This is a genomic window from Mesorhizobium sp. M0618 (assembly GCF_040320765.1).
Taxonomy (GTDB): domain Bacteria; phylum Pseudomonadota; class Alphaproteobacteria; order Rhizobiales; family Rhizobiaceae; genus Mesorhizobium.
Genome location: NZ_JAMYQH010000002.1, coordinates 92,531 through 117,300 on the forward strand (window position 1 = coordinate 92,531; position 24,770 = coordinate 117,300).

Below are 24,770 nucleotides of genomic sequence, written 5' to 3' on the forward strand. Positions count from 1 at the left end.
GATTGCCAAATCCGGTCAGGCCTGATTGCCTGCCCGGAACGAAGTGGAGACCGTGCGCCATGACAAACCTTTCCGGCCGTAGCGCCATCGTTACCGGTGGGTTCTCGGGCATGGGCTTTGCCATTGCCACGGCTTTGGCTGAAGCCGGCGCCAATGTCGCCGTCGGCTCCTACATCGCGCCGGCCAGCTCTGACAGGTCCGATGCCGCCTACTATCCAGGCGCGGACGAGATCGAGCGGGTGCGTACGGCTCTCGCCGCCCACTGCACCAGGGTCCACGCCGCCCATCTCGACGTCCGCGACAGCGACGTCACCAACCGTTTTGTTGCGGAAGCCGAAGCGGCCATCGGGCCGGCCGACATTCTGGTCAACGCTGCCGGCACCACCGCCGAGCAGCCGGTCTGCGGCCATTCCGACGCGCTGTGGGACAAGATCGTCGACACCAACCTGACCGGCGCCTTCCGTGCCACCCGCGCCGTGCTGCCGGGCATGATTGAGCGCGGCTGGGGCCGCATCGTCAATATCGGCTCAACCGCCGCCTCGGTCGGCTGGAAGGACAACCCAGCCTACTGCGCGTCCAAGGCCGGCCTGCTCGGCCTCACACGCTGCGTGGCGCTGGAAGGGGCAGCGCATGGCGTCACCTGTGTCATGATCAGCCCGACCTGGGTCGAGACCGAACTGATGCGCCGCAATGTGGCGCAGGTCGTCGAGCGCGAAGGCAAGGGGCGCACCGCTGAGGAAGCGAGGGCCGAGATCGCCAAAGGCAACCCGCAGCAGCGCATGCTGCAGCCGCAGGAGATTGCGGCTCTGGCGGTATTCCTGTGCTCGGATCTCGCCAAGGGCATCACCATGGAGAACATCCAGATCACCGGCGGAGCGCTTTGGTAGCGTCTCGGACGCGCAACCAGCTGATCTCTCCGCAGATGCCTCGCTGTAAGACAAGGTGACCGGATTTGCCATTGAGCGCCGGGCGCAATAGGTTATATTGCACTGCACAATGGAGACGCCGTTTATTGCACGCCCATATTTGCGAAGATTCCGGCCGGCTCATGGCTTGCCGGCCCTGGGTCGTGTCGGCGAGACTCTGAGATGAAGATTCCAAAGTCCCTGCTGATCGATCCCGAGAAGAATTCGGTCTATGGCGCCTTTGCCGTAGTCGTCTCGATCTGGGCGTTTTCCTATTCGGTCATTTTCGGCCAGGTGCTGATCCTGGCCTACTATGCGGTCTGGCTTCCGCTCATCCTGGTCGACTACCGGCGGTTTTTGCGACATCTGTCCAGCGCCTGGCTGCCGCTGCTGTTTGCGGCCTATGTCTGCTTCTCGGTTTTCTGGTCGCAGGCTCCCGGCGTCACCGCAAGGACGTCGGTCCAGTATTTTTCCCATATTGCCTGCGCCTACATAGCTGCGCGCACCGTCAGCGTGCGCACGTTGACCATAGGGGCGCTGGTCGGGATATTCGTCGTCCTTCTCTATTCTGTGAAGGTCGGGAATTATTCCGAGGATGTCCTCGACGGCACCGTGAACTTCGTCGGCGCCTTCGCCTCCAAGAATCAGATCGGCTTTGTCGGCTCGCTTGGCATCTATTTCTGCGTTGTCTTCCTTGCATTCTACAGACGCGGCCGGCTGAGCTTCATACTGGCGGTGCCCGTCGTGCTGCTGTCGGCCTATGTACTGGTCGCCTCGCATTCCGCCACCTCGATGGCCTCGATACCCGCGGTTCTGGCGCTGGTGGCGCTTCTTGCGATGAGCAAACTTCTGTCACGCCGCTATCGCCGGGTCATCTTCCTGATCGGCGCCGGCCTGCTGGTCGTGACGGCCTTCGTCGCCTTGAATCTCGGGCTGATGGACTTCGTCCTCGGCCTCTTCGGCAAGGATTCGACGCTCACCGGGCGAACCTATCTTTGGGAACAAGGCTGGAACACGGTGCAGAAATCGCCGATTCTCGGCGTCGGCTATGCCGCCTATTGGGTGCAGGGCTTCGCTGAAGCCGAGCGGCTGTGGAACGAATTCTACATCACCACCCGCACCGGCTTTCACTTCCACAACACCTACATCGAGGCCCTCGTCGAACTCGGCTTCGTCGGAGCGACGCTGGTGTCGCTGATCATGCTGCGCACGCTCTACGGCCACGTCTCGGCGGTGATCTTCAAGGCATGGCAGGCGGACTCGGTGATCCTTTTCGGCGTGATGGTGCTGTTGCTGATCCGCTCCTTCGTCGAGGTCGAGATTCTCAACCCCTACATCATGGGTTCTTTCCTGATGTATTTCAGCTTCTTCAAGCTGGCGCGGCTGCCCGTTACCCGCAGGCGGCGGTCGCCGCGTCCCGAGCCGGCTGACGCGGCCGGGGGCGAGGCTGACTGGCCTCGGCATGCCCGCCGTCCGGCGGTCGCCGATCAGGCGTGAGCTATCGTCTCGGGACCTGAAGTCGCGTCAATACAAATTCCCCTGATCGAAGGCTCAAGCAGGCCGGGCGCGAGGCGGGAAATCCATGCCTCCGCGAAATAGACTGAAACGCTGGATTGTCAGACTCGCGTGCTCCGAGCGACCAGGACGTCCGGCGCGCAGCTGTTACTGTCCAAAAGCCGTGCTCCAGAAGCGCCAGGGCGTCCGGCCGGCACTTCCAGTTACGGCGCCGCGAAAACCAATCTCAGAACGTGCAAATGCGAATATCCGCGGACCATCCGCTCACAGAAGGCGACGAGCGTATGAAGCGGTTCTGCATTTCTGTCAAATGATGAACCGCTCAGCGCTTAGCAAGTCTACTGGCTGGCCAGCGGCGCCAGCTTGACCTTGATCACATCGCCAGGCAGCACCGGGGTTTCTTCCTTGGCGGCTATCTCGGTGGTCTTGCCATCGAGATTGCGCACCAGTGAATAGAGCAGGGTAGGTTGCTGATCGTTTGTTATAGCGGCCGCCATCGCGGGATCGCTGGCCTGGGCTATCAGGCCTTTCTGCATGTTCACCTTCAACGCGGCCTCGTTCAGGTCGGCTTCGGTCTGCTGCCGGTCAGTGGCGAGACTTGAACTCAAGGTGTTCTGGGCATCGATAGCATCCTGCTTCGCCTTGCTGATCGCCTGCTTGGCGGTGAGGATGGCGGTTTCGTAGTCCAGGATCTTGCCCTGCAGGTCGGCCACGGACTGGCGCGAATCCAGCAGACGGGCATTGGCGATCAGGCCCTTTTGCGCCAGCGGACCGATGCTGGCGAGTTGCTGCTGCGCCAGGTCGACCTGCTGCTGCTGATTGACGATCTTCTTCTGCAGCGATTCGATCTCGGACTCCAAGACACCTTTCAGATCGTCGAGCGCCTCGAGTTTCAGCTTCAGCGCCTTTTGGTCGGCCGTCAGGATCGTCATCTCGTCCGCGACGATGGCTGGCAGCCTTGGATCGCCCTCGACTTCCTTAGGCACGTCGAAACTCGCCTTGCCGGCCATGTCCGCATCGATGCGGGCGCGCCTGACGATCAGTCGAATGCGCTGGTCGTCGGAGATGTCGAACATGCCCTTGGCGGTGACAAGGTCCTTGCCGAGCTGGGGGCCGTAATCGGCGTTGCGCCTGATGCCGCCCGCGACGCTGATCGCCTTCAACACCGTCAGGTCTGGGACATAAGGAAATTGACCTGGGTTCTGGACTTCGCCCGAAATGTAGAATGGCCTGAACTGCGCCATCTCGACCGAGGCTTCCGGTCGGTCTGACAAAGCGAGCTTTTTCTGCAAAGCCTCGCCGATCGCCGCCGCGATTTCGGACGTGGTCTTGCCGGATGCCGGCAACTCGCCGGCGAACGGCACCGACAGCGTACCGGATGGACCGACCGTGTACTCGCCATTCACCGCCGACCAGTCACGAAATGTGCCTTCGACGGTCTGCCATTCGGCGACGCGGATGGTGAGCTTGTCTTGCGAGCCGAGGCGATAGTCGCCGGCGGCGGCGATATGCGGGACGACGAGCGCCATGGCAAGGCATGTGGCCAGCAAACGCGCCCGCCGCAGCCGGCCGGAATCCGGGCCGCTGCGAAAGGCTTCGAACAAATCTGTTTTCAACTCAACGTTCCGATCCGCTATAGCCCCATCGCCCGATGAGCTTGCGTCGAATGGCCGATGCCAATGTCTGGCATTGGCCACCGGCCGGTCAGTAAGAACCGCGCGACATCCAGACGGCCGGGACGGTCTTGATGATGATGCGAACGTCCTCGAACAGCGACCAGTTCTCGACATAGTGGCGATCGAAGGCGACGCGGCTGTCATAGGACACATCGTTGCGGCCGCTGACTTGCCACAGGCCAGTCAGGCCCGGGCGGGATTTCAGGTAATAGACGGCGGACGTGCCATAGATCTCCAGCTCGTCGCGCACGACCGGACGAGGGCCGACAAGGCTCATGTCGCCCTGCAGGATGTTGATGATCTGCGGCAGCTCGTCGAGGCTGAGTTTCCTCAGCACTGCTCCGACACGGGTAACGCGCGGATCGTTCTTCAGCTTGCGGGTGGCGATCCATTCCGCGTTGGCGTCCGGGTTGGTGGCGAGATAGGTTGCCAATACCCTGTCGCCGTCCGGAACCATGGTGCGGAACTTCAGGCAAGGAAAAATCCGCCCGCCGCGTCCAATTCGCCTGTGACCGTAGAAAATCGAGCCGCCGTCGGAAAACTTGACCAGCAGCGCTATCATGACAAACAGCGGGCTGAGTGCGATCAATCCAATCAGTGAACCGGCGATATCGAAGCTGCGTTTGAGCAAGCCGCCGATCGGTGGCGGAAAATCGATGTCAGCCTGCGAAAAGCTCGCCGTGGCCGACTTGGCAACGTCCCTCATGCCGTAAACTCCATGCGTTGAACGAATGGTTCAGCGCACGATACCAAAAAAATGTTGCAGCGCAACACACAATTTACCACCCCATTGAAATAGTCACGTCATGAATTGACTAAATAATAAGCTTGTTATGCACAAATTTCGGCGTATTTAGCACATTTGTGACAATAAATGGGCACGGCCGAAAAAATAGAGTCCTTTGTGGGGCCGTTTTTAGGCAGACCTACCTATCTGCCAAGGCAAGCTGCAAACTAGTGCTTTATCCTGCCCTGATGCATGGTGAAAACCGTATAAAATACTACTTAATATTGTCTATCTTACTGAAAATGCCGAGGAGAGGAGATCGGCTTAGCTCCCGTTGCGTGCATTGCAGCATGGCAGAGTCGATCGCAAAAGCTCGATCAAAAATATCCGAAGTTGCCCTTGCCGCCTATTGCTCGCCTTAATAGAATTGCAAATTATACCTGTCACGGTGACGACAGGTGGAAAAGGCCGGAAGCAACCGGTCGAGAGTGGGCGACCTTAACAAGCCCACATGACAAGGGACGGCGCTCGGGTGGGGCAATCGTGATAAATACCCGAGCCGGTTTATGGGCTGTTGGGCATGGCACTTCCAAAATTCATCCTCGGGATGATTTTCGCTCTGGCGATCGTCGTCGGCTGGTCCTGGCTGGGCGGTGCGTCGATAGGCACGATATTGGTGCGCGTCATCATCTGCGCCGTGATCATTCAGGCCGGCTATTTCGTGCTCATCTTCACCATGATCGCCAGGAGCGCCCCGACGCCTGCCGACATAGCCCGTGACGCCGAGCGCAAACTGAACGCACCAGAGGTCGCCGAAAGCGAGAAGCTGGGCGGTGCCAGGCGCGGCCTGCATTGATGCAGATTGCTCAAACCTGCCCCCGGTTTGGAGGCATGCTTCGAAACAAGAGACTAGGCGCCGCGTGAATCCGTTTCGGCGCGTCTTGGTCGCCGGCTCACGCGACATCGGCGGGTTCGCTCTCTGACTGTTCCCCCGACAGCATCCTCGACAACCGGCTGCCGGTTTTTTCCTTCAGCCGCTGATATTGGCCGACCTCGACGATACGGCCGTTTTCCATCGCCACCACCCAGTCGGCGAAGGCGATCATCGAAGGCCGGTGTGCGATGGTCAGGATCGTCATCGTGCCGCGCAATCCGTCGATCGACCTGGCGATCAGCGACTGGTTCTGCCAGTCGAGCGCGCTGGTCGCCTCGTCCAGGATGAGCAGCGACGGCTTGCGCAGCAGCGCGCGTGCGAGCGCGATGCGCTGGCGTTCGCCGCCCGAGAGCCGCACGCCGCGATCGCCGACCACCGTCTCGAGCCTGAGGTCGAGCCGTTCGACAAACTCGCCGGCGTGGGCCTGATGCAGCGCGGCCCACAGGTCGCCATCGCTGGCCCGTGGCGCGGCAAGGCGCAGGTTCGCCGCGATCGTGTCGTGCAGGAGGAACACGTCCTGCGGCACATAGGCCACCTGGTCGCGCCAGCGACGGCGATTGCTGGCATCGATCTCGACGCCGTCGACAAGCATCATGCCGGTGGTAGGCTCCAGCAGGCCAAGCAGCATATCGGCGATCGTGCTCTTGCCCGATCCGGACGGGCCGATCAGGGCGGTGACCTTGCCGGCCGGCAGGCCGAAGGTGATGCCGCTCACCACCATCTTGGCGCCAGCATCTCCGTAGGCGAAGGAGACACCGCGAATATTCAATCCCGTATTGAGGGAGAGTGTCCCGGCGTCGGCGAACTCGGTATGGCCTGGTTCGCGTTCGGCGTCGAAACGTGCCTGCAGGCTGCGCATTGCCGTAAAGGCGGGCAGGTTGATCAGCACTTGCTGGGCTTGCGTCTGCATGTCCATGAAGCGCGGCGCGATGCGCATGAAGACCAGGAGCAGGACGACGATCTCGGCCAGCGACAGGTTGAAGCGGACCAAAGCCACATAGATGAACAGGCTCAGGCCCACCACGCTCGCCACCTGGAATACCGCGGTGCCGATGGTGCTGTTGCGCACATAGTCGATATTGTCGGCCTTCATCCTTTCAAGCGTCGACCGCAGCTGCGCGAAATAGCTGTCCTCGACATTCAGGCTCTTGGCCACCTTGATGCCGCCGAGAAATTCCGAAACCGTCCGGTACTGATCCTGGCGATTGGCAGTCAGCACACGGCCGAAGGCAGTGGCCCGTGCCCGGAAGGGCCGCAGCGCCACGAACATCAGGACGCCGATGACGACGGCAAACAGCGTCATGACCGGTGAGATGAACACGGAAACCAGGAGATAGCCGGCCAGAAGAACGGCGATCTGCACCAGCATCAGCAGTGCGAAAGCCGCGCCCTGGACGCGGTCGATGTCGCCGGTCAGGGCATGATCGAGATCGGAACTGCGCATGCGTGTGAAAACGCCCCAGCGCGCCTTGCCGATGCTTTCGAACAGGTTCATGCGAACGCGGTTGACGAAATCGAACAGCAATTTGGCCATGTAGACCGACTTGAAGCGATTGAACGCCGCCTGCGCTGCAACAAGCCCGACCAGCGCGCAAAGCACGGTCGTCAGTTGCAGCGTGCCGTCAGGCACCAGCCAGCGCACGAAATCATTGTTGGGCAGCCGAACAGCGAAATCCTGGTCGGCGCGTCCGACCAGATGCAGCAGCGGGATGAGCAGCAGGATGGAGATGCCCTCGGTCAGGCTGCCGAGGATGAGGAAGAACAGCGCCGTCCATGTTCGCCGGCCGCCGATCCGGGCAATGGCGGCGCCGAATGCGGCAATTTCTCGAAACAGCGACAGGCGAAGGATTGGAGGCTTCGACATGGTTGCGCTCACGGCCGCCGGCTGCCAGCCGACAGATCCTTTTCGATCAGCTCCACGGCTTCGCCGATCCTGTCCAGGCCCGTCGGGACTTCCAGCCGGTACACGCCGATATGGTTAGCAATCCATGAACATTGCTGAAGATGCTCCGCCGCGAAGTCGTCGGGCAGCGCCGCACGGCCGAAGCGCGTCACATAGGAGAATTTGATGATGGCCGGCAGGGCGGTAATGGCGGGCAAGGGCGTGATGTCAGCCCTTTCGCCGCGCTCGAGGATATAGATCCTGGTCGCCGGCACCTTGTCGCCCGAAAAGTCACCGTTCAGGCGATGCTGCATTTTGTCGATCGCCGGATGCACTTGCGGCCGCACTTCCGCTCCCCCGAGCGAGATCGCCGCAGCGGCGTCGGCCGCCAGCTTGATCTGCGGAAAGCCCGGAACGGTCATTGGCTCACTCGGATTGGCAAGGTCCAGCGCCACCACGTCATCGGTAAGCAGTCGATGCCCGGCCCGGATCATCGCGCTTGCCGTCGTCGACTTGCCGGCTCCCTTGTCACCCATGAAGATGGCGCTCGTGCCGGCGGCGGCGATGGCACTGGCATGCAGGACAAGCAGGCCGCGCCGGTGCAAGAGCAGCGCCATGACCGGACCGAGCAGCGGAAACGCGAGCAGCGCATCGTCGACGCCGGGTGCCGGTTCTATGTCGATGCGGCAGTCATCGCTGATCAGGAACGCACCGACAGCATGCCAAGCCAGATATTGCCGGTCCGGCTCGAAGCGAAAGTCGGTCGCGGCTTCGGGCGCCGGCTTTGGCAGGTCGATCGCGCCGACAGCGATCACGAGATCCGCCGCCCCCGGCGGCGCCGGCTGCAGTTCGGGCAACATCACCTCCGACGCGATGGTCAGACCATAGGCGCGGTAGAAGCGGCGTTCTCGCATGGCCCGGCCATGTGAAAAGGCATCATCATTGTATAGAGCGAGTTGCTCGTTGCGCGGCATCACGTGGGGCTCCCGCCGTGCTGGAGTTGCCGCAGCCAGAGCGACAGCGAGGCCGAGCGCCAGACATACTGGACATCCAGGGGGGCTGCCTGATCGGGCTGGCGCAGCAGTCGCGCATAGGCAGCACTCACTTGCGGCAGATTGACATAAGGCGCGATGCGGTTCGCATCCGAGACCAGCAGCTGTTCCAGGAGGTCGCGATGGTTGCGCAGCATGCCGTTGACGAGATTGGCGGTGAAGTCGATCTTGTCGCGCCGCCACTGCACCGCCTCCGGCAATACGCCTTGCATGGCGCGACGCAGCACATAGCGACCAAAGCCGTGGCTCAGCTTCTCCTCGCCCGGCAATGCCAGGCAGAACTCGACCAGCGGCTTGTCCCAGAATGGGTATCGCGGCTCGACGCCGAAATTGGCGGCGGCCTTGTCGAGAACCTCGAAAGCATGCGGGACATAGCCGTTCGACAGGATCCAGCGATGGCTCAAGGCGTCGCTGGCCTGAACGCCGGGCGGCATATAGCCGGCCCGGTGAAACCGGTCGACAAGCTCGGTGCGCTTGGCAAGGTCCGGATTGATCAGGTCGCGCCAGCTTCGTGCGCGCTGCACGTGCGCGGGCTTGCGGATCCTGTTCAGGGCACGGTTGGCCAGATGCCTCAGCTTGGCGATGCGCCAGGCCGGCCCGTAGAGGGTCAGGAACTGGAGATAAAGGCCAAGCGTGCTGTCGCCATAGGTATTGGAGGCGCTGCGGACCTCGCGCCACAGATCCATCCATCGGCCGCCATTCGCAAGCTCGTGCAGGTGACCATGGCCTTGGGAAACGACCTCGTCGCCGCCATGGCCGTCCAGCAGCACCTTGATGCCCTTGGCGCCGGCAGTCCGGTAGATACCGCGGGTGAGCGTCAGGCCCGGCGCCAGGAACGTTCCTTCCTGTTCTTCCAGCACGCGTTCGAATTCGGCGAATGGGGCATAGTTGCCGACCGGGATCAGCGTCGCGTCGACCTTCTGCTGGTCGAGAACGGCATCGATGAAGGGCCGCTCGTCCATCGGCGAGCCCCTCTCGAAAATCAGCGAGAAGGTCGGCAGCTTCGGCCTGCGCGCAGCGGCATTCTGCAGGCCGGCGACACAGGCGATAGATGAGGAATCGAGGCCGCCGCTCAGCATTGCGCCGACTGCCGAGGTCCCTCGCATGCGGCTGCGCACCGATTGCGAGAACAGATGGGCGAATTCCTCCGATGCATCCGACCGCAAGGGCCGCGCCGACGGCTCGATCTGCCAGTATCGACGCAACATCACCTGTTGCGCGGTAACGGTCAGGCTGTGGCGGGCCGGCAGGCTGAATATATCGCTGTAGGGGGTCGACTGCGGGTCGTCGGGAAGCCCGGCCAGGAAACCGGAGATCTGGCGCTCGCTGACACGCGCGCGGATACCTTCGACGCCCAGGATCGGCCCGATCTCGGACGCAAAGGCAAAACGCTGGTCCGCCGCGTGGTAGTAGAACGGCTTGACGCCAAAATGATCGCGCGCGCAAAACAGCGATTGCCGCTCGTCATCCCAGATGGCGAACGCGAAATCGCCTTGCAGATGCTCCGGACAAGCTTCGCCCCAGCGTAGATAGGCCCGCATCAGCACGATCGCGTCGGCCACCGACTGGTCGCGGATACCGAGCCTGGCCAGCAACTCGTCACGGTTGTCCAGCCGGCAATCGGCGGTGATGGCGAGCCGGCCGCCAGCCATCGTCAAAGGGCCTGGACCGACCTCATCCGATGTGTTGAGCCAGGCGTGGCCAAGGGCGATGCTGGTGTCCAGCCACCATGAACCGCCGTCGGGACCGCGATGGCGCATGCGCGCCAGCATTTGCTGAATGTCTGCCGCCGCGACCGCTGGTGCGTGTGCTCCGCGCAGCAGGATTCCGGCGACGCCGCTCATCGGCTGCCGTGGTCGACGAGATGGGCGAAGCCGTCGATCGATCCGCCAAGCACGATATGGTTGTCGCTGACCAGCCAGGCATGTGCTTTCAACTGCTCGCCCGTACCACGTTCGATGCCGATGCGTATCGTCGATTCATTGCCTTGGCGGGCGAGAATATACTGGCCGGAGAGCGCTTGGGTCAGGCACGTAGCGTAAGGGACGAAACGGGCCGCGGCGGCAACACCCCAGGCGACACGCCGCAGTTCGCCCATCGAGGCGCACTGCCGCGCGTCGAGCCGCGTCACCAGGCTGCGTACACGATTGTAGGACAGCAGGGTCAGCCCCAGCCGAACTGTCGCCACCACCAGCAGGCAATGGCCAAGGAAGATCATTTCCGAGCCGCTCAGGGAGAAAATCCTGACCAGCCCGTGCCGGCTTCCGCCGCGCTTCGACTGCTTGAGGCCTGTTTCCCTCGCGGGTTTCTGCCGTAAAGCCGTGGCCCGCGAAACCAGGGTCCGCGAAACTATGGCCTGCGAAACCAGCGCCTTGTGCTGGGTCGGCTTAGACAAGTGCCTCATGATGCCGTCTCGCAAGCCCATTTTCGGCCAGGCCCTTCAGCAATGCGTCGACATCGGCCTGGCAGCGCACCGGGTCGACATTATAGCGCGCAAGCACGGCGCTGCGGATGTCGCCGATCGACCGGGGCTCCTGGATCAAATCCCAGATGAAGGCGCCGACGCCATTCAGGCTGTAGTAGACATTGGATTTGAGATTGAGCAGCGCCAAGCCATCGCCGAACTCGCAAGCCACGGCATCCTTGGTCGCACTCACGCTATCGTGGTCGGCCAGATCATGGTCGGATTGCTTCCAGTTCATCCCCGCACCTCACTGACAAAACGCTTCGACATCTCCGGTTGGCGCAGGAGAAGTCGGGAGGCTGGCCCCCCGACCCCTCTTACGTCTGCTTTTGAATCCAGAGTCCCAAAATGTCACTCTGGAAACGGCTATAAGTCTCAGGAGAACGTCAGGTCGCCGATCGGCGTGTGCGCGGGGAACGATGCGTCGATCGCCGTGTTGCCGCCGCCACCCTGGGTGATGGTCTCAATCGAACCATGAACCGTCAGGCTTGGTGTCTCGTATTCATGCTTTTCAACATTCTGTTCCATTTTACTCTCCGATTTAGGACTGGAAACGGCCTGTCGAGTGCCGTCAGCACTTTTATGCTGCAATGCAATAGCTGCACGGCAGCATTTATGAGTCAAGACTGTTTTACCTTCCGTTAATCAATTACGTTGCTGGCGTCAGGACATGAGCGGCCATGCCTAAAACTTGTCACTTTTTAGCCGATTCCTTGGGCACGATGGCAGCGCCCGCGCTGATTCTTTAAGCATGTGATTTTGCTTGCATAAGTCGTTTGCTTTGTGCCTATTTTTAGGCGTCGCTAATGGAAAGAATTTTCTGTTTGGAAAATTCGGCCGGGGATCGGCAAAAGACCTGACAAGGACATTTCAGCCGCGGTTCTCACTTCTTTCCGACGCGATCTCGATAGGCGCTCGGTTGCAAAAATTCGCACTGCAAAAGGAAAGGCTTTACGGCACCGAGGTTTTTGGTGATGTTTGCTTCGCACATGCAGCATAAGTGTTCGCGCAAACCGCTTTCTTTGGAGATTGTGCGCTAAATGGCATTGCCTGACGGCTCATACGAACGATTGCGCGCCGCCGGCTGTGCCGACGAGGTGGCCTACGTGCAGGCCTGCCTGCGATTCTATTTTGCCGGGCCGCACGCCGGCGCGGGCGACATTTCGATGCGTGATCTGGACGGTGCCAAAATTGCCGACATCGCCAGGCTGAACAAGGTCGCCACCTTTGTCCTCAAGGCCCTTTCGCGCGCACCCGCGCTTGAGAGGCCGCCTGAGCTTTTCCGATGGCTCGACACCTACCGCAGGAGAACGGTTTCGATGAACGCGTCCTGCATCATGGATTCCATGGCGGTCCATGATGTGCTGCGCGCCAACGAGATCGATTTTGTTTTTCTGAAGGGTCCGTTCCAGCAGCAGCTTCTCTACGACGACCATTTCATGAAGCCGTCCGGCGATGTCGACATTCTGGTTTCGCCGCTCGGATTTGTCAGGGCGCGTGATGCCCTTCGCAAGATCGGTTATGAGGTATCAGGCAAGTCGAACTCCGTCTGGTGGGTCCGCTTCCTCGGCGAACAGCACATGACCCGGGACGACGGGCCGAGGTCGTCCACGGTAGATCTCCACTACCGCCTCCAGCAGCCCGGCTCGCCAAGCCCGCGCGACGCGGACGGGTTCCTGCGGCGCAAACGACAGGTCGAAATCGCCGGTGCGACGGTGCCGTTCACCTCGGTTGCCGATACTTTGCTTTTGTCCTGCATCAGCGTTGCCAAGGCACTTTTCAACCGGGAACCCTGCGCGGGCTACGTCTGTGATATCGGCGCCAGCGCCGGCCGGCTCGACGAGGCGGATCAGCAGCGTTTGCTCGATGCCGCAACCGTGCAAGGTTTGGACGACACGCTGCTGCTTGGCCTGCGCGCCGCCGATGTGCTACTCGGCGGTGCTGGCACGCTGCTGTCGCAGCGCGCGACCAGGATCCTGTCGCGCATCGGCAATGAGGATCTGCTCAGCATGGTCATCGCGCCGTGGCTGCCGTCGCTCCGGTGGCCACAGCGGCGAACGGTGCTGTGGGAACTGTGCGGCCGCGCGCCGGTCCGCTATCTGGCCGAAGCCGGCTGGGCGGCGTCCGCCGATATCAGCCGCCGTATCTTCGAGCGGCCGGGGAGTCGCTGAATGAAGGCAAATCGGGTGCTGATGGCAATTCTGTAGGGCATCGAAGGAGTACGGGGCGAGGGCAAATCGATATTACCTGTACGAGAGGCAAATCCATGTCGATGACGAAATCCGAGGTCTGCGTGATCATCGCGGCAAAAAACGCCGCAGCGACAATCGCCGTCGCCATCGCATCCGCGTTGCGCGAACCGGAAGTGGCGGAGGTCGTCGTTGTCGATGATGCCTCCACCGACCACACCGCCGATGTCGCACGATCCGCCGATGATGGCAGCGGGCGGCTCTCCGTGATGCGCCTCGATGTCAATCGCGGCCCCTCCTTTGCCCGCAACGCAGCCATCGCCGGCTCGAAATCGCCGTTCATCAGCATTCTTGATGCCGACGATTTCTTCCTCGAAGGCCGGTTTCGCAACCTGTTTGCCGGCGCCGATTGGGATTTCGCAGCCGACAACATCATGCTGATCAGGGATGATGCGACGGGCGACGCGACGAAAATCGTCGCGCCGCAATTTGCCGCCGATCCGGAATTCCTCGATTTCGAGCGCTTCGTCGAAGGCAACATCTCCAGGCGCCGCGTGCAGAGGGGCGAACTGGGCTTTTTGAAGCCGGTGATCAGCCGTGCCTTCCTCGACCGCCACGGGTTGAGCTACGACGAGAGCCTGCGGCTGGGCGAGGACTATGAACTCTACGCCCGCGCGGTCGCATGCGGGGCACGGTTCAAGGTCATTCGCTCCTGCGGCTACGGCGCCGTCGTCCGCGCCGATTCTCTGAGCGGCCGCCACAAGACCCAGGACCTGAAGCGTTTGGCCGATGCGGATCTGGCGCTGCTGGCGATAGACAGTCTGCCAGAAGGCTCGAAGGCGGTGCTAAGGCGGCATGAACGGCACGTGCGCGACAAATATCGGCTGCGCAATTTCCTTGACGTCAAGGCTGAGCGGGGGCTGGCATCGGCTGCGGCTTACGCTTTCGCCAGCCTGTCCAACCTCGTCCCCATCGTCCAGGGCGTGGCTTCCGACAAGCTCGAGGCGCTGTTTCGTCGCGTCGGCCTTATGTCCAGCCAAAAACATGTCCCGCCGCGGCGTTTTCTGATGGCCGGAACCAGCATGGGCAAGGAACGCTGAGAGCGGACCCCGGTGCTTGCAATTTGTCCTCGCGGCACGTCATCACGGAAACCATTTCGGCCGGATTTATGAGTTTACGAATTGGGTGGTTGCCTCGCGGCTCCGACGATGGCAGTCTATGTTGCGGTGCAGCATAGTGGACGACCAGCCGAACTGGCCCCCGATCGGATTGGTCTGATGTCTCTCCCTCAAAAGGAGCAGGACAACGCAACACGAATTTTTGAGCCCCGGCTGCGGGGATCGGCCAGAAGCCCGGCCCACAAGCCGGCGATGACAGGAATCGGAGTCCATGGCCTCGATATTCGGTTTCAGATCAAGGGATCCGGCCCGCGACCGGCAGGCCGATGTTTCACGTCTTGATCGTCTGGCAAAGCTGTTCGAGCAGATTGCGGCCGAGATCGAGGCCGAGAGAACCGGGCTTGAGAATCGCTACCGGACAACGTCGACCAACGCCGCCTTCCTGGTCGAAGCCATGGAAAACGGCTCAGCTTCCGACAAGCGGTCTTCGGAAGTCAGCGCATTGACACAGTCGATCCTGAATTGCGAGCGCCGCATCGCGGCGCTGTCGCGCCAGGACGGCATGATGAAAGAGCTCCGTCATTCGCTGGATATGGTCTTCGACGAGAATGACGATTCGGCCGCCGCGGCGGAATTCGCCTGGCCGGCAGGCGCAGGCAGAGGTTGAACGTGAAGGCTCGGAACTGTTGCAACAGATTTGATGCAGGGCGGGAAGCAATCGAGAGGGTCACAGGGGAGGTCAAGGTTGGCCCGTTCAGGAGCGGTTCGAATGTCGACTTTGGGTTGGGGACACACAGCGCAAAGGTGAGTTTGGTATGAATTCGAATCCGAAACCTACGACAGCAATTGACGCACCGTCTCTCTCATATCGGGCCGGGCAAGCCGCCCGGCGGCGGCTGGGGTCGCTCGGTGCCTTGCTGCTGGCTGCTCTCGCTGGTTTCCTGGCAACCCCTTCCTACGCCCAGGACATTCCGACATCGCCGTCCTTCGTCGATGATTTCAAAAGCTTCGATCGTGCGCGCTGGTATGTTTCCGACGGCTGGAACAACGGCAGCCATCAGAATTGCACCTGGTCGAAAGGCATGGTCGGACTGTCGAATAATGTGCTGTCGCTCGGCTTCGAAAAGCAGACGTTGAAGGATCGCGACTACGTCTGCGGCGAGATCCAGACCAAGCAGCGCTTCGGCTACGGCACCTATGAGGCACGGCTGAAGACCGATACCGGCTCCGGCCTCAACGCGGCGTTCTTCACCTATATCGGTCCCAGCGACAAGCAGCCCTGGGACGAGATCGACTTCGAGGTCCTGACCAAGGACACCTCCAAGGTGCAGGTCAATGCCTATATCGCGGGCAAGGGCAAGAACGAGAAGCTCGTCGACGTGCCGGGCGGCACGGAGAACGCCTTCAACGACTACGCCTTCGTCTGGCAGAAGGACAGCTTGCGATGGTACGTCAACGGCCAGCTGGTGAACACGATTACCGACCCGGCGAAGCTGCCCAGCCATGCACAGAAGATATTCTTCAGTTTTTGGGGCAGCGATACGATGAAGGGTTGGATGGGAGCGTTCGCGGATCCGGGCCGCAAGCTTTCCCTGCAGATCGAGCGGGTTGCCTTCACGGCGCTCGGCGAACCCTGTCAATTTCCGGAATCGCTGGCATGCAGTGTAAAGTAGTTGGGAAAGTCGATTTGAACCGGCGGGACCGAAAACGGTCCGCTGCCTTGCATGGGAATGAAACCGAATGAATTTGACGGTGTTTGGAATTGGCTATGTCGGCCTCGTGCAGGCTGCGGTCCTTGCCGAAGTCGGGCACCAGGTCGTGTGCGTCGACATCGACGCCGCCAAGGTCGAGCGGCTCAACCAGGGCCTGGTTCCCATTTTCGAACCCGGTTTGGAAAACCTCGTTAAGGAAAACCATGCTGCCGGCCGCATCAAGTTCACCACCGATGCCGCCGCCGCGGTCAGGCATGGCGAGATCCAGATGATCGCGGTCGGCACGCCGCCGGGCGAGGACGGCTCGGCCGACCTCAAATATGTGCTGGCCGTCGCCGAGACCATCGGCCGCGAAATGGACAAACCCAAGATCGTCGTCGGCAAGTCTACGGTGCCGGTCGGCACCTGCGAAAAGGTGAAAGCTAGGATCGCCGACACGTTGAAGAAAAGAGGCCGCGAGGACCTGGCTTTCGATGTCGCTTCGAATCCCGAGTTCCTCAAGGAGGGGTCCGCGGTCGCCGACTGCATGAAGCCGGACCGCATCATCGTCGGCACCGACAGCGAGGACACCGAGGCTGTGATGCGCGAACTCTACGCGCCGTTCAACCGCAACCACGAGAAGATGATCGTGATGGACGTGCGCAGCGCCGAATTCACCAAATATGCCGCCAACTGCATGCTGGCGACCAAGATCAGCTTCATGAACGAGATGGCCAATTTGGCCGAACAGCTCGGCGCCGACATCGAGGAGGTCCGCAAGGGCATCGGCAGCGATCCCCGCATCGGCTACCATTTCATCTATCCGGGTCTGGGTTATGGCGGCTCGTGCTTCCCCAAGGACGTGCGGGCGCTGATCAAGACCGCCGAAGGCGTCAAGTTCGACGCCAAGCTGCTGCGCGCCGTCGAGGAGCGCAACAACGCACAGAAATCGGTTCTCTTCGACAAGGTGGACCGCTATTTCAAGGGCAACCTCAAAGGCAAGACCTTTGCGCTCTGGGGCTTGGCCTTCAAGCCCAACACCGACGACATGCGTGAGGCGCCGGCGCGCGTCCTGATGGAAGCGCTCTGGAAGGCCGGCGCCAATGTGCAGGCTTATGATCCCGAGGCGATGCAGGAATGCCAGGCCATCTACGGACTGCGCGACGACCTGCTTCTGTGCGGCACCAAGGAGGCGGCGCTGCGCGGCGCCGATGCGCTGCTGATCGCCACGGAATGGAAGAGCTTCCGTGCGCCCTCCTTCGATGCGGTGAAGGATGCGCTGATTACGCCGGTCATCTTCGACGGCCGCAACCTCTATGACCCCAAGGTCATCGCCCGCCACGGCATCGAATATCACTCGATCGGCAGAATGGCGGCATGAGACCAGGTCCTGGCAGACGGATGCAAGACCGGTCCGCACATGGCCTGCGGGCGCTGGGACTGAGCGCGTATTTCTGTGTGGAGTTGTAGCCGATGGTGCTGGACGTAAAGCCGGGGCAAATCACCAAGGACCATTTCGATCTCGTTGCGATCGGCTCCGGCTTCGGTTCGGCCTTCTTCCTGCATGAGTTCGCCAAGCGCCGAAAGGCGCGCATTCTGGTGCTGGAGTGGGGACGCCACAACACCCATGAATGGCAGCTCGAGCAGAACGTCAACACCGACATCGAAGACGAGACGACCTACAAGACCAATTCCAACAAGCCGTGGAACTACACGATCGGACTGGGTGGCGGGACGAACTGCTGGTTCGCGCAGACGCCAAGATTTCATCCCAATGATTTCCGGCTGAAAAGCACCTACGGCATCGGCAATGACTGGCCGATCAGCTATGACGACGTCGAGCCGTTCTATTGCGACGCGGAAGACATCATGTCGATCTCCGGCGATCCCGACATGGCGGCGATGCTGCCCCGCTCGAAGCCGTTTCCGCAACCGCCGCATCGCATGTCGACACCGGACAGGATGATGAAGGCGGCGCAGCCCGGCCAGCACTTCGTCATGCCAACCGCGCGGGCGCGGCTGCCGACATCGCAACGCACCTCATGCTGTGCCAATCTGCGTTGCTGGCTGTGTCCGGTCGACGCCAAATTCACCGTCAACAACGGCTTGATGCACGTCTTCGAGCATCCCGACGTTTCGGTCTGCCTCGGTGCGGAAGTGCGCCGGCTCGATCACGTCGGCGGCGCTGTCCGTTCGGTCACGTTCAGCCATGACGGCAAGGAATACCAGGTCAGCGGCGATCTCTTCATTCTCGGCGCCAATGCCATCCAGAGCGCGGCGATCATGCTGCGATCCGGCCTGGGCGGCGAATTCGTCGGCAGCGGCCTGCATGAATCCTACGGCTGGAATTTCGAGGTCTATCTAGACGGCGTCGACAATTTCGACGGCAGCACCATCACAACAGGCCTGAATTTCGGTCTCTATGATGGTCCTCACCGATCGGAGCATGCGGCGGCATTGGTCTATTTCGAGAACCGGTGGCAGCATGGGATGCGTGCCGAAAAAGGGCGGCTACGCCAGGCGCTGCCGCTTGTCGTGGTCACCGAGGACTTGCTCGATCCCGAGAACTTCGTCACGCTTGACGAGGATGAGAATGCCTTCGTCAGCTTCAAGGCGCCATCGGACTATGCGGTGAAGGGCATGGCGCGCGCTCTGGAGAAATTGCCGGGCCTTCTGGCGCCGCTGCCGGTCGAAAAGCTCTTCGATCGCGGCATCCGGCCGAGCGAATCGCACGTCCAGGGCACGCTGAGGATGGGTACGGGCCCAGCCGATTCGGTCATCGACAGCGGCATGATCCACCACCAGCTCAGAAATCTGGTCGTCGTCGGCACCAGCACCTATCCGAGCTGCTCCTGCGCCAACCCGAGCCTGACCGCGGCAGCGCTGTCCTTGCGGGCGGCGAGCCGGATCGCGTGAAAGGAGGTATCGCATGATCGAGATTTCCAGACGCTCGGCCCTGGCCGTCATGGCTGGCGGAGTGGTTTCGACAGGGGTCGCCTACGCCGCCGTTTCCTCGTTCTCGGACGAGGATCTGGTGCGCGTCACGCTGGAAAAATACCTTGGCAAGTTGAACATCCGCATCGAGCATCTGCAGCAGTTCGTGCTGGCGTTCCGCGACAGGAATCCATGGAACTTTCCGAGCGAAAAACTGAGTGACGCCGTCACCTTGGTGGAGGAGCTCAAACTGGGGGCCGCGCGCCGCTTGCTGCCCCAGCGGAAGCGGGAAGATCTGCTGCATTTCGACCGCTGGGTCGTCGCCGAATTCCATATGCTGACGGACTACGCCTGGCGCAGTTCGCCCAACGACCCGATCCGATTTACCGGCTGGCAATCCTGTACCAATCCCTTCGCCAATCTGGAGCCGCCGAAACTTGCCTGACGTCGAAAAGAGAGGCGGCGGACTTTGCCTGTTGTCTCCGAGCAAGGAATACGAGATGCGACAAGGAGCCCGATCATGAAAGTTCTCTTTGCAGGCGGCAACGGCTACCCGCCTGAGTTCAGCGGCGGCGTTCAGTCGAGCACGCATCATCTGGCCGAACAGCTGATCGAGCACGGTCATGAAGCCGCTGTGCTCGCCGCCCTGTTCGGTGATGGTGTCTTCGGCTTCAAGGCGCGCGCCAAGATGAAGCTGTTGCGGCAGCCGGCGGTTGTCGACAGCTATCCCGGCTATCCGGTGGTGCGGGCCTGGTTTCCCTGGGAAGCGGCGGGCTATGCCGTCGACAGGCTGAAACCCGATGTCGCCGTGGTCCAGTGTCACAAATCGGTTCCGATCGGCAAGGCGCTGCAGGCGGAGGGCGTGCCTCTGGTCGTTTATCTCCGCAATGTCGAGTTCCATGAATTGGGCGGCGATCTGCGCGAATTGCATTCAGCGCTTTACATCGCCAATTCGGACTTCACCGCACGTACCTACAGACAGGAGTTCGGCATCGAGGCGGTGGTAATCCCGCCCACCATCAACCCGGCGCACTACTCGACGCCAACGACGGGCCAGTTCGTCACGCTGATCAACCCTTATGAGGAAAAGGGGTTTGAACTTGCGGTGCGGATCGCCGGCGCCTGCCGCGAAATCCCATTCCTGTTCGTCGAAAGCTGGAAGCTCGACGACGATCACCGGGCGCGGATCGAACAGACGATCGCTCCCTTGGGCAATGTCGTCCTGGAGAGCCGCACCAGCGACATGAAGACGGTCTATGGCCGCACGAAGATCCTGCTTGCTCCCAGCAAGTGGGAAGAGGCGTGGGGCCGCGTCGCTTCGGAGGCCCATTGCAGCGGAATCCCGGTTGTCGGCTCGCGGCGCGGCGGTCTGCCCGAGGCTGTCGGCTCCGGTGGCGTGGTGCTGGATTACGATGCTCCGCTGGCCGATTGGGTCGCGGCCGTCAGGCGGCTGTGGAACGACAACCAGGAATATGACCGGCTTTCAAGCCTCGCCCGCAGCTTCGCCGGGCGCCCGGAACTCGATCCCGATCGCCAGTTCATCACCTTCTTCTCGATACTGGACAGGGCCATGCAGCAGCGCGCGCGGCAGGCGGCCTAGAGGAGTTCGCCATGTCACGGAAACGGCGAACTCCTCTAACTCTTTGTTTTGACGCGATTCCCAAGGGAAAGCGCTACGCGCTTTTCCCGGGAAAACCGTTCACACTTTTCCTGGAATTGTTCTAACGGCGCCGCCTGAGCAGGTCAGGCCGGGCGTTTGACCCGGCTTTTCAGCGTCTCGTAGCCGCGAGCGCCAAGCAGGGCGCGGGCAATGGTCTTGGCGGCGCTCTTGCGGCCCTCTTGCGACTTGATCTGCCGCAGCCTTGCCGGCAGGTTCCTGGCCGCCTGACCAAGTGCCGGCAGCGACAGCGTGTTGGGAAAGCTGACCATATGCGTTTCGACGCACAGCACCGGCTTGCCTGACAGCTCGGTGATCCTCAGCGCCTGTTCGTGCTCGCTCTCGATGAACAGGATGGCATCGGACTTGCGGTAGAAGTCGGCCTTGAAACTGCCATGCGCGCCGAGCCGCTGCCGTTCCGCCTTGCTCGGCAGATCGAGCATGATCAACTGGTCGTATTTGATCTCATGCTTGGCGAGCCATGCCTCGGTGAGCGCGCGGTATTTCTCCAGCCGGCTGGTGACCAGCCAGCCGATCCTGTGGGTCGCGACATGGAGCGGCCGCGCTTCGCTGAGGAATTTCTCATAGGCCGGGCCGTCGTCATTTTCCGCCTCTGTCGGATCGAGGCACAGCACGCCGTCAATATCGACGCAGCATTGCGCCAGGAATTTATGATGCATGAAGTTCCACTGGAACATGCGCGGATGCGGCACGACTTCGAAGACGAGGTCGGTTTCCTGGTGCTGGGGCTCAAGGCCGAACACGGCGGCAAAGGTGAACTCCGCCTCGATGCCCGAAGCCTGGATGCGGGCGCGTGCGTCGCGCATGGCGTTGCCGCCGGCGACGCTGTCGTCGATCACCAGCACCTTGCGCATCTCGGAAACCTTGCGGTCGAGAGCGGCACGGCGCTTGGTGACGCCAGACGTATAGATCCGACCTGCCAGGAAGCTGTCGAGATCGGTCATCGGGATGTTCGCGGCAAGGCTGACCAGCGTCGCTGCCAAAACGCCGCTTCTCGGCACACCGACCACCAGGTCGATGTCGCGCGGCAGCCGGTGCAGGCCCCTGACGATGGCGTCGTTCATATCGGAGATCGATCGGTAGTGCATGGTTCAGACCTGGTCCTGGAGGAGATGTCCGTAGCAGTCGAAGACGCCCAAATTATTGCGCTTCGCGCGCCGCCGCCGCAGGCAGCCTTGCCGGCAGCATCTTGAGGGCCTCGCGCAAGGCTTCGCGGCCGGAGGCGAATGCCAGTGCGATGACGACGGTAATGAGGTAGGCGAGCACGGCGCCGCTGGCCAGGGCGACGACATGCTGCTGGGGCAGCAGGGGCTTGATGAACCAGATCGCGGCCAGCGCCAGATGGGCGCCAAGCACGAACGGCGTTGCCGCGCGAAGCACATGGTGCGCCTGCAGCGGCCCGCTCTTGCCGACATAAAGCCACAAGAACGGCGTCCGCAGATATTCGCTGATCGCATAGGCGATCGCCACGCCCAGCGCGCCATAGGGCAGGCCGAGCATGAAAGCCAGCACCGACGTCACGGCCGTTATGATGCCCCAGCGCATGAAATCGCCGGAGCGACCCTGGCTGACGAAAAGCCACCCGGCCGGATTGTTGAGCGGCTGCAGCAGCCCGGCAAAGCCGAGCGCCAGGAAAATCGAGGCGCTTGCGCGCCATTGCTCGCCGAGCACGAAGGGGATCAGCACATCCGACATCGCGGTGGCGAAGGCGACGCCGGGAAGCGCCACCAGAAGGATCAGCGGCATGACGCGCAGATAGGCGCTGCGGTAGCGATCCGGCTCGTCCTTAAGCCTGGAAAGCGCCGGAACCATCACCTTCGACAGCGGGTTGGTGATCTGGCTCAACGGAAACAGAAGCAGCTTGTAGGCGCGGTCATAGAGGCCGAGTTGCGCCTCGCCCCAATATTTGCCGATCAGCACATTGTCGAGGTTGCGGGCAAAGAAATTGGCGAAGTTGAAGCCGGTGATGCCGGCGCCGAAATTGATCAGCTCGCCGATGCCGGCGACCTTGCGCGGCAGGCCCGGACGCCAGCGCGAGCTCGCCCAATAGCAGAGCGTCGGCAACACGGCACCGGTCAGCGTACCGGCAAACAGGGCCCAATAGGAGCGATCGATAAAGGTCCAGGCGATCGACACCGCAAGCCCGGCAATGGCGCTGGCGACGTCGATGACGGCCAGCCGGCCGAACTGCATGCGGCGTGTCAAGAGCGCCAGATGCTGGGCGCCCAGCCCATAGGCCATGATCTGCAGCCCGAACGCAGCCACCAGGCCCGTCACGCGCGGCTCGCCGTAGAAGGCAGCAACCAGCGGCGCCGCACCCGCAAGCACGCAAGCCAGGATAGCGCTGACGGCGACATTGATCCAGAAGAGGTAGTTCACCTCCTCATGCCGGATGCCTGATTTCTGGATCGTCGCCTGGGTCAGGCCGAAATCCTGGAACAGGGCGATAAAGGCAAGCACCGGCGCGCACATCGCCACGACACCGAAATCCTGTGGCGACAACAACCGCGACAGCACGATGACGGACAGGATCTGTGTCGCGACCCGCACCGATTGCGCCATGGCCGTGACAACCGCGCCGCGCCCAACCGATTTGCGCAAGGAGCCTTCTGGCGGATCGAATGCATTGGCTTCCAAATTCAGGATTCCTGATTTTTTACGTGGATTTCCGAGCCCGAAATCCACGACCGCCGCCGACCACAAACTACGGCAATAATTTTGCAGTGCAACAGAAAACGTCGATGCGTGCAGCAAAAATGTTGCGATGCAGCAAGAGCTGTACTAGCATTCCCTCGGGTGGGCCAACAGCGGTCGAGTTTTTATGCTGCATGTCTTGTACCTTGTGCACGACGTTTCCGACCCGGCGGTGCGCCGGCGGATCACGATGCTCAGGGCAGGTGGGGCCCAGGTCACTTTGGCCGGCTTCCGTCGCACCGCGAATCCGATTGCGGATATCGAGGGACTGCGGCCGATCGACCTCGGCGCGACGCGTGACGGGCGATTCGGCCAACGCCTCGCGGCCGTCGCCAAAGCAGCCGTTTCGATAGGCTCGAAGCTTGGCGGCATGCCAAAACCGGATCTCATCATCGCGCGCAACCTGGAAATGCTGGCGCTTGCCCGCCGCGCCAGGTCAGCCTTCGGTGCATCGGTCCCGATCGTATACGAGTGCCTCGACATTCATCGGCTTGTGCTGCGCAACGATGTCCTGGGCAAGGCGCTGCGCGCCACCGAACGCTTTCTGGCCAGGGATGTGAAGCTGCTGGTGACCAGTTCTCCTGCCTTTATCGCCAATTATTTCAAGCCGTTCGGCCAGGTCGCGGCACCCATCGAGCTGGTCGAAAACAAATATTTCGAGGCCGCGACGATCTTGCCCGGCGCTCCGGAGGCTGAAGAGAGCCCGGCCGGTCCGCCATGGCGGATCGGCTGGTTCGGTGCGCTGCGCTGCCGCCGCTCGCTCGAGCTGCTGGCCGATTTCTCCCGCCGCATGGAGGGCCGCTTTGAAATCGTGCTGCGCGGACGTCCGGCTTTGTCGGAATTCCCTGACTTTCACGGCTTTGTCGAAGCCGAGCCGTGGCTGTCGTTTCTCGGGCCCTACCGCAATCCGGAAGACATGGCGGCGATCTACAACGATGTCCATTTTTCCTGGGCGATCGATTTCTTCGAAGCGGGGCAGAACTCCGAATGGCTTCTGCCCAACCGGCTCTACGAAGGCTGCCGTTTCGGAGCGGTGCCGATCTCGATGGGCAACACCGAGACCGGGCGGTTCCTTAAACAGCAGGATATCGGCGTGCTGTTGCCGCAGGCGTCGCCCGAAGCGCTCGAAGCCGTGCTCGGCAAGATGGAAGAGCATCGCTTCGCCAGGCTGAAGGGGCGTGTTCTGGCGCGCAACCCGAGAACCTGGAGCTACGATCGCAGCGACTGCCGGGCGCTTGTCGAGCGGCTGCGCAGCCTGACGGCCGTGCCCGGTTCGTTTGCCGCCGAGGCATTGGCATAGGATGGCCAAGG

The 24,770-nt window shown here is 61.7% G+C and carries 22 protein-coding genes; 12 read left to right on the forward strand and 10 right to left on the reverse strand.

What is annotated here, in order from left to right:
* Nucleotides 1-59: 59 nt before the first annotated feature.
* Both NKJ04_RS02585 and NKJ04_RS02590 read left to right on the forward strand, forming a co-directional pair.
* Nucleotides 60-887, forward strand: coding sequence for an SDR family NAD(P)-dependent oxidoreductase (locus NKJ04_RS02585; protein ID WP_352673327.1), 828 nt, complete (start codon nucleotides 60-62; stop codon nucleotides 885-887).
* Nucleotides 888-1,088: 201 nt separating this feature from the next.
* On the forward strand, nucleotides 1,089-2,402 hold the full coding sequence (locus NKJ04_RS02590; protein WP_023811579.1) for an O-antigen ligase family protein: 1,314 nt from the start codon (nucleotides 1,089-1,091) through the stop codon (nucleotides 2,400-2,402).
* 356 nt (nucleotides 2,403-2,758) lie between these two features.
* Here the strand turns inward: NKJ04_RS02590 and NKJ04_RS02595 are convergent, their stop codons facing one another.
* Both NKJ04_RS02595 and NKJ04_RS02600 read right to left on the reverse strand, forming a co-directional pair.
* Nucleotides 2,759-4,024 (reverse strand): polysaccharide biosynthesis/export family protein, encoded by a 1,266-nt coding sequence (locus tag NKJ04_RS02595; protein WP_164892842.1) that lies wholly within the window; start codon nucleotides 4,022-4,024, stop codon nucleotides 2,759-2,761.
* Between the two features lie 100 nt (nucleotides 4,025-4,124).
* Nucleotides 4,125-4,802: a sugar transferase gene (locus NKJ04_RS02600; protein WP_023811581.1), complete on the reverse strand. Its 678-nt coding sequence runs from the start codon at nucleotides 4,800-4,802 to the stop codon at nucleotides 4,125-4,127.
* Nucleotides 4,803-5,403: 601 nt separating this feature from the next.
* Here NKJ04_RS02600 and NKJ04_RS02605 point away from each other — a divergent pair.
* A complete protein-coding gene (locus tag NKJ04_RS02605; RefSeq protein ID WP_352673331.1) occupies nucleotides 5,404-5,679 on the forward strand; it encodes an exopolysaccharide production repressor protein in 276 nt (91 codons plus the stop codon).
* A gap of 97 nt (nucleotides 5,680-5,776) precedes the next feature.
* On the opposite strand, the gene NKJ04_RS02610 is transcribed toward NKJ04_RS02605, so the two are convergent.
* The 6 genes from NKJ04_RS02610 to NKJ04_RS02635 form a co-directional block, all read right to left on the reverse strand.
* On the reverse strand, nucleotides 5,777-7,621 hold the full coding sequence (locus tag NKJ04_RS02610) for an ABC transporter ATP-binding protein (protein WP_352673333.1): 1,845 nt from the start codon (nucleotides 7,619-7,621) through the stop codon (nucleotides 5,777-5,779).
* 8 nt (nucleotides 7,622-7,629) lie between these two features.
* Complete coding sequence (locus NKJ04_RS02615) at nucleotides 7,630-8,616, reverse strand: phosphoenolpyruvate carboxykinase (ATP) (protein WP_352673335.1); 987 nt, start codon at nucleotides 8,614-8,616, stop codon at nucleotides 7,630-7,632.
* Nucleotides 8,613-10,535: a lasso peptide isopeptide bond-forming cyclase gene (locus NKJ04_RS02620; RefSeq protein WP_352673337.1), complete on the reverse strand. Its 1,923-nt coding sequence runs from the start codon at nucleotides 10,533-10,535 to the stop codon at nucleotides 8,613-8,615. Before NKJ04_RS02620 ends, NKJ04_RS02615 begins: the two co-directional genes overlap by 4 nt.
* The gene (locus NKJ04_RS02625) at nucleotides 10,532-11,095 is read right to left on the reverse strand and encodes a lasso peptide biosynthesis B2 protein (protein WP_352673340.1); all 564 of its coding nucleotides are present in this window, start codon (nucleotides 11,093-11,095) and stop codon (nucleotides 10,532-10,534) included. Before NKJ04_RS02625 ends, NKJ04_RS02620 begins: the two co-directional genes overlap by 4 nt.
* Nucleotides 11,079-11,393: a PqqD family protein gene (locus tag NKJ04_RS02630; protein ID WP_352673343.1), complete on the reverse strand. Its 315-nt coding sequence runs from the start codon at nucleotides 11,391-11,393 to the stop codon at nucleotides 11,079-11,081. The genes NKJ04_RS02625 and NKJ04_RS02630 overlap by 17 nt, the downstream gene beginning before the upstream one ends.
* Before the next feature lie 137 nt (nucleotides 11,394-11,530).
* Entirely contained in the window at nucleotides 11,531-11,683 is a 153-nt protein-coding gene (locus NKJ04_RS02635; RefSeq protein WP_013891488.1) for a lasso peptide, read from the reverse strand.
* Between the two features lie 512 nt (nucleotides 11,684-12,195).
* On the opposite strand from NKJ04_RS02635, the gene NKJ04_RS02640 reads away from it, so the two are divergent.
* The 8 genes from NKJ04_RS02640 to NKJ04_RS02675 all read left to right on the forward strand — a co-directional run bounded on the left by NKJ04_RS02640 (nucleotide 12,196) and on the right by NKJ04_RS02675 (nucleotide 20,687).
* The gene (locus NKJ04_RS02640) at nucleotides 12,196-13,326 is read left to right on the forward strand and encodes a nucleotidyltransferase family protein (RefSeq protein ID WP_352673345.1); all 1,131 of its coding nucleotides are present in this window, start codon (nucleotides 12,196-12,198) and stop codon (nucleotides 13,324-13,326) included.
* 95 nt (nucleotides 13,327-13,421) lie between these two features.
* Nucleotides 13,422-14,444, forward strand: a complete 1,023-nt coding sequence (locus NKJ04_RS02645; RefSeq protein WP_023811589.1) for a glycosyltransferase family 2 protein — start codon at nucleotides 13,422-13,424, stop codon at nucleotides 14,442-14,444.
* A gap of 289 nt (nucleotides 14,445-14,733) precedes the next feature.
* Nucleotides 14,734-15,129 (forward strand): hypothetical protein, encoded by a 396-nt coding sequence (locus NKJ04_RS02650; protein ID WP_352673348.1) that lies wholly within the window; start codon nucleotides 14,734-14,736, stop codon nucleotides 15,127-15,129.
* A gap of 148 nt (nucleotides 15,130-15,277) precedes the next feature.
* Nucleotides 15,278-16,135, forward strand: coding sequence for an endo-1,3-1,4-beta-glycanase ExoK (gene exoK / locus NKJ04_RS02655; RefSeq protein WP_352673350.1), 858 nt, complete (start codon nucleotides 15,278-15,280; stop codon nucleotides 16,133-16,135).
* 67 nt (nucleotides 16,136-16,202) lie between these two features.
* Complete coding sequence (locus NKJ04_RS02660) at nucleotides 16,203-17,534, forward strand: UDP-glucose dehydrogenase family protein (protein WP_127267657.1); 1,332 nt, start codon at nucleotides 16,203-16,205, stop codon at nucleotides 17,532-17,534.
* Between the two features lie 92 nt (nucleotides 17,535-17,626).
* Complete coding sequence (locus NKJ04_RS02665; RefSeq protein WP_352612494.1) at nucleotides 17,627-19,069, forward strand: GMC oxidoreductase; 1,443 nt, start codon at nucleotides 17,627-17,629, stop codon at nucleotides 19,067-19,069.
* A gap of 13 nt (nucleotides 19,070-19,082) precedes the next feature.
* Complete coding sequence (locus tag NKJ04_RS02670) at nucleotides 19,083-19,532, forward strand: hypothetical protein (protein ID WP_023811594.1); 450 nt, start codon at nucleotides 19,083-19,085, stop codon at nucleotides 19,530-19,532.
* Nucleotides 19,533-19,607: 75 nt separating this feature from the next.
* The gene (locus tag NKJ04_RS02675; protein WP_023811595.1) at nucleotides 19,608-20,687 is read left to right on the forward strand and encodes a glycosyltransferase; all 1,080 of its coding nucleotides are present in this window, start codon (nucleotides 19,608-19,610) and stop codon (nucleotides 20,685-20,687) included.
* A 143-nt stretch (nucleotides 20,688-20,830) separates the two neighbouring features.
* On the opposite strand, the gene NKJ04_RS02680 is transcribed toward NKJ04_RS02675, so the two are convergent.
* Both NKJ04_RS02680 and NKJ04_RS02685 read right to left on the reverse strand, forming a co-directional pair.
* Nucleotides 20,831-21,853 carry a phosphoribosyltransferase family protein gene (locus NKJ04_RS02680; RefSeq protein WP_023811596.1) on the reverse strand — a complete coding sequence of 341 codons (1,023 nt, stop codon included), beginning with the start codon at nucleotides 21,851-21,853 and terminating at the stop codon, nucleotides 20,831-20,833.
* 52 nt (nucleotides 21,854-21,905) lie between these two features.
* Nucleotides 21,906-23,402 carry a lipopolysaccharide biosynthesis protein gene (locus NKJ04_RS02685; RefSeq protein WP_352612495.1) on the reverse strand — a complete coding sequence of 499 codons (1,497 nt, stop codon included), beginning with the start codon at nucleotides 23,400-23,402 and terminating at the stop codon, nucleotides 21,906-21,908.
* A 184-nt stretch (nucleotides 23,403-23,586) separates the two neighbouring features.
* On the opposite strand from NKJ04_RS02685, the gene NKJ04_RS02690 reads away from it, so the two are divergent.
* Nucleotides 23,587-24,759, forward strand: a complete 1,173-nt coding sequence (locus tag NKJ04_RS02690; RefSeq protein ID WP_352551141.1) for a glycosyltransferase — start codon at nucleotides 23,587-23,589, stop codon at nucleotides 24,757-24,759.
* Nucleotides 24,760-24,770: the final 11 nt, after the last annotated feature.